The following is a 9,165-nucleotide window of genomic DNA, read 5'->3' on the forward strand; positions in this document are numbered from 1 at the left end:
ATGGCTATCAGCAGCAATCGCAATGCCGACTACGCAAGAAAAACTAGCTAGCTGCCACGGCCCGTCCATCAGCATGCCCAGCGTCGCCCGCACCGGACGCTGCGTGAGCCAACGACAAGCGTTTGATAAGCGGCAATAACGCCAGCGCCACAACAGCGCCCGCCAGCGCGAGCAAGCCAAGCTGGTCGAACAGGCGCGTATAGATCGGCAGGCTAAGCGAAGGGTCCTTCACTTCCGCGGAGAGGCTCGCGAAGTTCGCGATGATGGCACCGAGATATTGCGCCACGCCGCCGGCAACAAAGAACACCCCGATCATGAAACCGCCCATGCGAGCCGGCACATAGCGCGAAATCATTGCCAGGCCCAGCGCGGCTACCAGCAACTCACCCAGCGAATAGAAACCATAGCCCACCAACATGACCCACGATGGCACCAGGCCATTCACCGCCACCATGCCGCTCAAGCCAAAGCTGAAAAAACCGGCGGCCACCGCGGCAAAGCCGATCGCGAACTTCCCCGCCACCGGCAGATCGCGCTGCCCGAGACGTCGATAAAGCCACGCCAGCAGGGGTGACAGCACGAGAATCCATAGCGCATTCGTCGCTGAATACTGCGCTGGTGACCAGGTAAAAAGATGATGCCCGAACAGCGTCTGGTTGCCATCCACATTGCGCAGGGCGAACAGTGTCAGCGAGGTAGCCAGCTGCTGGTAGAAGATGAAAAACAGCGACGCTTCAATCAGCAGGATCAGCGCCGCCATCAATCCCGCGCGCTCATGGCGCGAACCGCGCAGGATCATGTGAACGAAAATACCGATGACGATCACGCCCCCGGCGTAGACACAATCCACACCCAGATCACTGTGACGCAACAGGTAAGTCCCGCCGCACAGCGTGGCGATCATTCCCAGCAGCACCAGCACCAGGCGGTCCTTGCGCAACGGGTGATTGTCGGGCGAAGACCCCATGCCGCCAAGCTTGTGCGCTGCCAGCGCAAAATAAGTCAGGCTGAGCAACGGCCCAAGGCAACACAAGCCAAACGCGGCGTACCAGCTCCAATGATCCTTGATCCACGGCGTAAGCAATACGCCAATGGCGGCAGCCAGGTTGCTTCCCATGTAGTAAAGCGTGAACGCGCTATCAAAGCGCGCCTGCGAACCTTCAAAGATGCGTCGTACCAGATTGGCCGCATTCGGCTTGAACAGCGCATTGCCGATAATGATCACGCTCAATGCGACGAGCAGGGCCGGCAAGCGGTCGCCATACAAGCACAACAACAGGTAGCCCAATCCCAGCGTCATGGCGCCCAGCACCAGGCACCGCTTGGCACCCAATACCTTGTCGCCAATCCACCCGCCCATGGCAGGCGTCGCAAATACCATTACTGAAAACGCGCCCCAGATCAGATTGACCTGCGCATCGCCCAAACCAAGCCGCTGCACCATAAACAGCACCAACAGCATGGTGATGCCGTAGTAGCCAAAGCGTTCCCACATCTCGATCAATAGCACCGTTATAAAGGCGCTGCCGGTACGTTGGGTTGAATGGGGTTGTGCTTGCTCCGGCGAAGGAGTGGTTGCGTCCATGTCCAAGCTATTCCTCAGGAAACCGGTGTGTCATGGCGACCGCGATCGGCATGCACCGGCATGTCCGCCACGCTGCGTGGATGATTAAATCGATAAATGGCGTGCACGGCGGCTTTGAGTGCGCCCACGACCTGACGTGGCGCTTGGCTGGCCACGCACCTGCAACGGCGGCAAGATCAAGAATAGACGACTGGCGAGCATGCTTTCCCCCCTGGATTACATGTCATAGGGGGGTATATGTAGCGCGAGTGGGCTAGCAATACAACTGGACTGATTCCAGGGTTGCCATTGCTACTGCCCTCTACTTCTCTTTTTACGGGCGGTCGATAAATATCCTACTAATGCAGGACATGAATAAACTCGGCCAGATCAACGCTTGGGCTTCAACGGCACTTTCCGGCGAGGCGGGTCAATCAGCCACGCCAAACCCAGGCAAATCACCAGAAACGGAACCATCCACAACTCGAGGCCGGATGTGCTGGCGGGGGCAAGCTCCAGATTCGTCATGTGGAAAGGGATAACGCATGCCAACGGCAAAAGCGTGGCGGCAAGCAGGCACATGCCCGCGGTAATGCGGCGCGCATACCAATTCATGCGAAACAGGCCGATGGCAAGCGCCAAGAAGGCGACAGAAAGAGCCACGGCAACAGCTATTGACGTCATGCCGCGGTATGCGTCGTAACAGGCTCGCTCCATGCTGAAGAGAAACCCAAAGGCGACAAACAACGTGGCCATCCGACGCAGGCCATGCGTCCATCCCTTGCTAATCATGTACCCGGCAACTCCGCTTCCTCTTCGCAAAACGCGCTACGTGCGCACGTTATCTCACGTGCAAGAAGTCGGTAATGTCATCACGCATTGTCATCAATCAGCGTTCAAATCCGCTGTCATGTGAGATGCCACATTGCATCCATGGACAACACATCCTGAAAGCCAATTGGCCCAACAAGACAGCAGCGGCACCTATTGGAAGTTAAGGGCAACGCTGCTCCCTCTTCCTTAAAGGCAATGGCCGCTCGGAGGGATCGACCCAGCCGCCCTGCTCCACCCGAACTAAAGCCTTGTCTGCTTTTGGCCGATAACGCAGCGAGAGGGTCATCAAAAGAGCCCGATATTGCAGGGGGAAAGTCATGAAGGGGATCGTTCTGGCATTGGTGCTGCATACCCAAATGTGCCAACAATGCTTTAATGGCCAACCGTGCTCGGAAGCCCAGCGGCTGCATGACAAATGGTGGGACCATATGGCGAAAGCCGCCTTGGGCACCGACGACCCAGCCATCGCCGTCGGCGTTGCCTACTGCTGAGTTCGTTTGCTTGAACCTTATTTAGTCATCCCCTATCGTGCCCGGCGGAACAGGGGTCGATGAGACGTATGTTGCATACGCCACCTGCGGATTAACCGCGCGGTATGCCGCCGATGATGTTGCGTTTCACGCAGCATCATCTTACGCAGCCGTGTCGGTCACATGGATCAACAATCCTTTTTTGTCCAGGCCACTCGCCGCTCGCTTTGCCCTGCGTATTGATACGCTGGCCTGGCGCGCTAGCATTTGCATTCGACCACCTATCAACCTGCAACCCATCAAGCTGAGTTATGGCCGGCGGATTGAGAAACACGATTGTCCGGATCGAAATCCTGGCCGGCTTCCTGCTTTTGCTGGTCGCGTGCGGGTTGGCGATCATCGCATCTGCCAATAGCTCGCGCGCCTTCGACCTGGCAAGCCAGTCACTGCGCGCTCGCCATGCCATCGACAGGCTCTTCGGCGAAATCAAAGATGCGGAAACCGGGCAGCGCGGTTATCTGTTGACCGGGAAATCCGACTACCTCGTCCCTTATCACAACGCCCGCAGGGAGCTGGAACAGACCCGTTCGGAATTGCGAACGATCATGGCGCATACGAATGTCCAACTCCGGCTGGTAGGCCAGCTGGATACCGTTATCGACCAGAAAATGGCGGAGCTTGAGCATACGATCCAGCTCTACGACACCACCGGTCCGGCAAGCGCACTGGCCATCGTCAACGACGATCAAGGCCTGGCCTTGATGACGCGGATTCGAACGCTTATCCGTCAATTGGATAGCGAAGAAAGCGATCAAGAACAGATGCGCCTGCATCAGTTCCGCCTGCAACAACAACTGTTGCTTGCGGCAATCATTGCCTCCACTTTGGTCGCGTTTATCCTGACCGTGCTCGTTATCCGGCAAGGCGATCGGCAACAGACCGAACTTGCGTTGAAGAATGCCGTGCTCAAAGAGCAGATGCGCCAACAATCGGCCACCGAAGCGCAGCTGCGGCATGTGCAAAAGATGGAAACCCTTGGGCAACTCACCGGCGGCATTGCCCATGACTTCAACAACATGCTTGCCGTGGTGGTCGGCAATTTGGAAATTGCCCAACTACGCCTCGATAGGGGCACCGGTGACACCCGCAAATTCATCCAGAACGCGCTGTTGGGCGCTGGCAAAGCGAGTGACCTGACCAAGCGGCTGCTCGCGTTTTCGAGACGGCAGGCGCTTCGACCCACCGCCGTGGACGTCAACGCATGCGTCCACGAAATGTCGGCCATTCTTGTCCGGACGCTGGGCGAAAACATCACCATCGACCTGCGGCTCGCCGAGCAACTTTGGCCGGCCTTTGTGGACCGGTCGCAGCTCGAAAGCGCCATCCTCAACCTGGCTGTCAACAGCCGCGATGCCATGGAGGGCCATGGGCAGCTCATCATTGCAACGGCCAATGTGCACTTCGACGAGCACTATGCCGATCAACACGAAGACGTGGCCGCCGGCGAATACGTGATGGTGGCCGTCTCGGATACAGGCCACGGCATGGCACCGGAGGTCATTCAAAGAGTGTTTGAGCCCTTCTTTACGACCAAGGCCGTCGGCCGCGGCACCGGCTTGGGGCTCAGCCAGATCCATGGCTTTATCCTTCAATCCAATGGCCATATCAAGATTGAGAGCACGCCTGGCGTGGGCACCACCATCAAGCTGTATTTGCCTAATGCTCCGGCAGGAAGTACTCGCTTGGATCCGCATCAAACGCCGGTGGCAGCGCTGCCGCACGTTGTCCTCGTCGTGGAAGACAACCCTGATGTGCGCGAACTGGCAAAAGGTGCCCTGGAAGAACTGGGTTATACCGCGTTGGAAGCAGACAGCGCCGAAGCGGCCGAGCTTGTCTTGAAGGAACATCCCGAAGTATCGATTCTGCTAACGGATGTGGTGATGCCCGGCCCGAGCGGGGTATCGCTCGCCAAGGAAATGACCAGGCGCTATCCAAATCTTCGCGCCTTGCTGATGAGCGGCTACCCGCAAGACATGCTTGATCGCGCACAGCCGCGCCATGACCGAACGCGTCTTTTGGCCAAGCCATTTACCATCCGCGAACTTGCCGAGGCGTTGCGAGGCGCCTTGAACGATGAGTAGACGAACGCGGGTTTCGTCCGGCTTTGAAAATGATCTGCATCATCCGATAACCTTGCTTTCGTTATTGTCACCCCGCCACTGCGGCTCGAATCGCCATGCAAAATGAACCCACCCGACAACTCAAGGCATTCGTGGTGGAAGACCAGCCGATGGTGGCTTCCACATTGATGGATGCATTGGCCGCTTCCGGCATCGACGTTGTCGGCCATGTTTACGATGCACCCGCTGCCATCGCATGGCTCGATCGCGAACAGGTTCCCGACGTGGTGCTTATGGACGTCATGCTTCCCAGTGGCCCGGCCTATCCACTGCTGGATCGGATACGCGAACTGCCCACCGCCATCCTGCTGATCACCGGCTTGGCCTGCGATCAGATTCCCGCGGCATACCAGGATCTTCCCTGCCTGGAAAAACCCTTCGGCGTGCATGATCTGTTGAAGGCGATTGCGGATCTTCGGCGATAAAGAAACCGCCCTTACGGGCGGTCAGGCAATGAAAGCGTGAATGGCTTGTGCGTTTCGCGGTTTAGTCAGACACCGCAAGCGTCAATAACTGCGAACTGACCACTTTGTCGTTGTCGCGTATCTCGCTGGCATAGCTAGCCGTTGCGCCGGACGAAGCAACGGTCACTTCGACGTCCACCGTGATCGCGCCAGGAGCACCCTTCTCCCCGACCTCGATCCGCGCAGGAGTACCTGCGTGAGTGATGAGCTTTGGCTGCGCCAACATCTTTCCTGAGTTGATGTCTGAGATGGCCGCGGTCACCACATAAGCGTCTTTGGCCTGCATCCGCTTAACCTGGACCTCGATTTTTGGCTTGGCGTGACTCCAATCATTCGTGGAGGCATTTTCGGCGTTGGCCAACGAACACAGGCATAACAAACTTGCTGCAAAAAGAAACTTACCCATCACCTGCTCCTAGTTGGTATGCGCAAGCATTTTGGCATGACCTTTTTTGCATGCCAAACTTGTTTCATATCGAGGGCCGCGCAACTTTTGGTGACGCGTAAGGCACAAGGGGAAAGCGGGTGAATTTAAAGTTCCTCAAACGACAAGACCTGATGGCCTTGGCGGGATGGGCTGTCTTGGCTTATTTGACGATCCAGTTCGGGGGCGCCTTTTTGTGGGTCTTGATTGGACCTTTCTACCTGGTTGTTCTGGGTGCAAAGCTCGTCATGAAGTGCATGCCGACCAAGCGCGAACAAGCATCGTTGCGATTGATGTGGCTGGGTCCTGCCGTATTTCTGGCCACGCTACCGCTCCATATCCACCGCTTCAACGCCGCCCGCGATGCTGCCAATCAATTCGTTGAAGCTGCCGAGCGGTACCGCGGCTTGCATGGGGTTTACCCGCCCACGGAAGAAGCCATGAATCTCGATCCCACCATCAAGCGCACCCGCTTTCTTTATTACGACGGCAAGGACGGGAAGCCTTCACTCTTCTACGCTTCGCCTCTCATTGTCTTTGACACCTACCAATTCGATTTCGATCGCAAGTTGTGGGTATATCGTGCGTATTAAGAAGCGATCAACGAGATTCTGCTTTCGTAGGCCGGGATGAAATCCCAGCTTTTTGTGGACGCCTTGTGCTGGGATTGCATCCCAGCCTACGTGCTACGTGCTGACTAACTAATGGAGAGAAGCGCGATAGTGGTCAATAGCGCTACACCCAAAGCAATTCCGACCACCAACCACAATCGAACGCCTTTAGGGATCAGCGCCAGAGCAAGGAAAGCAGCTACACACGCATAAGAATCGACGGCTACGGAATGGTTGGGTTGGTTCCAGGGTCGGGCGAAGACCAGGTATGCCAATGCACAACACGCTATGACCATTCGCCGGCGTCCATTCAAATTCCATGATTTCGCGATTGTCATGCTTCCCCGCAACGATCGGCCACGCAAAAATAATGCTTAACTCTATTCCAACGGTGACGAGCTTAACCGGTGAAACCATTCTGCGGTCACTAGCATATGCGTGCTTTCGTAGGCTGGGATGCAATCCCAGCTTTAGGATTCCCGATGCTGGGATTAAATCCCAGCCTACGTGGGCGCGCTACTCCGACGTAACCGGCTGCCCGTAGCGCTCGCGCAACGCAGCACGATAGCGACGGCTGCACGGCACCGTCGTGCCATCACGCAAACGCAACCGCGCATCGCCGGTTTCCAGCGGCTCGATCTCGGCGAGGTAATCGAGGTTGATGAAATAACCGCGGTGCACGCGCAGGAAACGCGACGGATCCAGCCGCGCCTCGATGCCAGCCATCGTGCTGCGCAGTGGGTAATCGCGTCCGCGTACGTGCAGGTTCACGTAGTTGCCGGCAGCCTGCAGCCACTCGATCTCGCTGGCGTTGATCAGGAATTCCTTGCCCAGCTTGCGCACCAGGAAGCGCTCAGGCCGATCCACCGGTTCCACCGGCAGCCCCTCTTCCGGTTCGGCCAGCAGCTTGGCCTCGCCCTGCTGGCGCAGCAGCCACAGGCGGTAAAGCATCAACAGGCCGATGATCAGGAAGTAGGTGCGGACGTCCTTCAGGTATTCGTAGCCGAAGTTGATCCACCACCCGCCGAAGTCGTAATGCCAGCCGGCGATGGCGGCATAGGCCAGCTTGCGCAAGGCGATCATGCCGCTGACGTGGATCAGGCTGAACAGCACGCTGAGCAGAAACTGTAGCGGCAGGTTGCGCATCCAGGTGTCAAAGCGGATCGGCCAGCGCCGTTCGGCAACGATCACGCCCGGCAGCAGCGCCAGCACCAGCAGCGCGCTGCTCGTCTCCCACACCCAGGGCTCCCACGGTGTGATCCGACCGGCATGATCGATGCGCGTGTCGATGCTGTTGAAGATGACGTTGAGGGTCAGCAGCGCGATCCAGAACCCGACCTCGATCGGGCGCCGCCAACGCTGGTAGGTGTCGAAGCCGCGGGACGTTTGCATAGGCGGATTCTAGGAGCCTGTCGGACTTGAGTGGTCGAGGCGAGGCGCTTTACAACAGCGGAGCTGGTCAAATTCGACTGCGTGAGGACAGATTTTCGGCGATTCGCAGACCCATAGTGGTTCTATGGGGCAAGAATCGACGGAAATATGGACCGCGCAGGCGGTTTTGCAGCCCGGCCGACTCAAGTCCGACAGGCTCCTAGGCACAACGCCACCCCATTCGTCCCCGCCCGCCACCGTTCGTCACAACCGTCCTGCAAACAATCACTTGAGACACGACACGCCGCGCCAGCGTGCCGAAGCTGGCTCTACTTTTCCGCCACGGAGCCACGCCATGAACCGGCGCTACGACATCGACGCCTTGCGCGTTCTCGCCTTCGGCCTGTTGATTCTCTACCACGCCGCCATGCTGTACGTGGACGGCTGGGACTTCCACTTGAAGAGCAGCCACACCGCCACCTGGCTGCAAGACCCCATGCTGTTTCTCAACCGCTGGCGGATGGAGCTGTTGTTTCTGATCTCGGGGCTGGCGGTGAACTTTATGCGCCGCCGCGCCAGCCTGCCGGGCATGGCCTGGAAGCGCACCGTGCGCCTGCTACTGCCGCTGGTGTTCGGCATGCTGGTGGTGATCCCCATCCAGCCCTACGTGCAGGGCCTGTCCACCCACCTGGTGCAACCCGGCTTCGGCCACTTCCTGTTGCGCTATTGGACCGGCGGCCCATGGCCGGCAGGCGCCTTCACCGGCTGGCAGTACGGCTTCACCTGGAACCACCTGTGGTACCTGCCCTACCTGTGGGTCTACACCATGCTGCTGATGATGCTGCTGCCGCTGCTGGAATCGCCAGCCGGCCAGCACCTGCGCGCCACCGCGCTGCGACTGCGCGGCCGGGCGTTACTGCTACTGCCTGCCATCCCGTTGTTCGTGTGGGATCGCCTGCTGGCCGATCGCTATCCGTTCACCGGTGCGCTCTGGGGTGATTGGTATACGCATGCGCTCTACTTCAGCATGTTCTTGTATGGCTATCTGCTGGGTACTGATGCCGGCCTATGGTCGGAACTGGCGCGGCTGCGTCGCGTCTCGCTGCCGTCCGCATTAGCCTGCTTTGCGGTTTATCTCGCTGGCATTCGCCTGCTGCCCGATTCGGCACCGGCAGCGGTGTGGTGGGTAGTGCATGCGATGCGTTATGCGTACTTGTGGACGGCCATCTGCGCGGTGCTCGGCTGGG

The 9,165-nt window shown here is 58.3% G+C and carries 9 protein-coding genes; 5 read left to right on the forward strand and 4 right to left on the reverse strand.

Translation table 11 applies throughout. The annotated features are described in order from the left end of the window. Positions 1 to 43: 43 nt before the first annotated feature. Together VJR68_RS20460 and VJR68_RS20465 are read right to left on the reverse strand one after the other, a co-directional pair. Complete coding sequence (locus VJR68_RS20460) at positions 44 to 1,585, reverse strand: oligopeptide:H+ symporter (RefSeq protein ID WP_324150622.1); 1,542 nt, start codon at positions 1,583 to 1,585, stop codon at positions 44 to 46. Between the two features lie 369 nt (positions 1,586 to 1,954). Further along, on the reverse strand, positions 1,955 to 2,356 hold the full coding sequence (locus VJR68_RS20465; RefSeq protein ID WP_324150623.1) for a hypothetical protein: 402 nt from the start codon (positions 2,354 to 2,356) through the stop codon (positions 1,955 to 1,957). A gap of 359 nt (positions 2,357 to 2,715) precedes the next feature. On the opposite strand from VJR68_RS20465, the gene VJR68_RS20470 reads away from it, so the two are divergent. From VJR68_RS20470 to VJR68_RS20480, 3 genes are all read left to right on the forward strand, one after another. Continuing rightward, entirely contained in the window at positions 2,716 to 2,889 is a 174-nt protein-coding gene (locus VJR68_RS20470) for a hypothetical protein (RefSeq protein ID WP_324150624.1), read from the forward strand. 290 nt (positions 2,890 to 3,179) lie between these two features. Beyond that, a complete protein-coding gene (locus VJR68_RS20475) occupies positions 3,180 to 5,009 on the forward strand; it encodes a CHASE3 domain-containing protein (RefSeq protein WP_324150625.1) in 1,830 nt (609 codons plus the stop codon). 95 nt (positions 5,010 to 5,104) lie between these two features. Further along, positions 5,105 to 5,473 carry a response regulator gene (locus VJR68_RS20480; RefSeq protein ID WP_324150626.1) on the forward strand — a complete coding sequence of 123 codons (369 nt, stop codon included), beginning with the start codon at positions 5,105 to 5,107 and terminating at the stop codon, positions 5,471 to 5,473. Positions 5,474 to 5,534: 61 nt separating this feature from the next. On the opposite strand, the gene VJR68_RS20485 is transcribed toward VJR68_RS20480, so the two are convergent. Next, entirely contained in the window at positions 5,535 to 5,918 is a 384-nt protein-coding gene (locus VJR68_RS20485) for a hypothetical protein (protein ID WP_324150627.1), read from the reverse strand. A 119-nt stretch (positions 5,919 to 6,037) separates the two neighbouring features. Here VJR68_RS20485 and VJR68_RS20490 point away from each other — a divergent pair, with 119 nt between their 5' ends. Continuing rightward, on the forward strand, positions 6,038 to 6,529 hold the full coding sequence (locus tag VJR68_RS20490; protein ID WP_324150628.1) for a hypothetical protein: 492 nt from the start codon (positions 6,038 to 6,040) through the stop codon (positions 6,527 to 6,529). 534 nt (positions 6,530 to 7,063) lie between these two features. Here the strand turns inward: VJR68_RS20490 and VJR68_RS20495 are convergent. Continuing rightward, positions 7,064 to 7,939 carry a LytTR family DNA-binding domain-containing protein gene (locus tag VJR68_RS20495; RefSeq protein ID WP_324150630.1) on the reverse strand — a complete coding sequence of 292 codons (876 nt, stop codon included), beginning with the start codon at positions 7,937 to 7,939 and terminating at the stop codon, positions 7,064 to 7,066. Positions 7,940 to 8,273: 334 nt separating this feature from the next. Between VJR68_RS20495 and VJR68_RS20500 the strand changes: the two genes are divergently transcribed. After that, positions 8,274 to 9,165, forward strand: an 892-nt coding sequence (locus tag VJR68_RS20500; RefSeq protein ID WP_324150631.1) for an acyltransferase family protein, incomplete at its 3' end; no start/stop codon positions are given.

It is taken from the genome of Dyella sp., assembly GCF_035277725.1.
Lineage (GTDB): Bacteria > Pseudomonadota > Gammaproteobacteria > Xanthomonadales > Rhodanobacteraceae > Dyella_B.

What these genes read in the sequence shown, in the direction of transcription:
- VJR68_RS20460 (WP_324150622.1), bottom strand. Translation starts at nt 1,585, where the DNA reads ATGGACGCAACCACTCCTTCGCCGGAGCAAGCACAACCCCATTCAACC.
- VJR68_RS20465 (WP_324150623.1), bottom strand. Translation starts at nt 2,356, where the DNA reads ATGATTAGCAAGGGATGGACGCATGGCCTGCGTCGGATGGCCACGTTG.
- VJR68_RS20470 (WP_324150624.1), top strand. Translation starts at nt 2,716, where the DNA reads ATGAAGGGGATCGTTCTGGCATTGGTGCTGCATACCCAAATGTGCCAA.
- VJR68_RS20475 (WP_324150625.1), top strand. Translation starts at nt 3,180, where the DNA reads ATGGCCGGCGGATTGAGAAACACGATTGTCCGGATCGAAATCCTGGCC.
- VJR68_RS20480 (WP_324150626.1), top strand. Translation starts at nt 5,105, where the DNA reads ATGCAAAATGAACCCACCCGACAACTCAAGGCATTCGTGGTGGAAGAC.
- VJR68_RS20485 (WP_324150627.1), bottom strand. Translation starts at nt 5,918, where the DNA reads ATGGGTAAGTTTCTTTTTGCAGCAAGTTTGTTATGCCTGTGTTCGTTG.
- VJR68_RS20495 (WP_324150630.1), bottom strand. Translation starts at nt 7,939, where the DNA reads ATGCAAACGTCCCGCGGCTTCGACACCTACCAGCGTTGGCGGCGCCCG.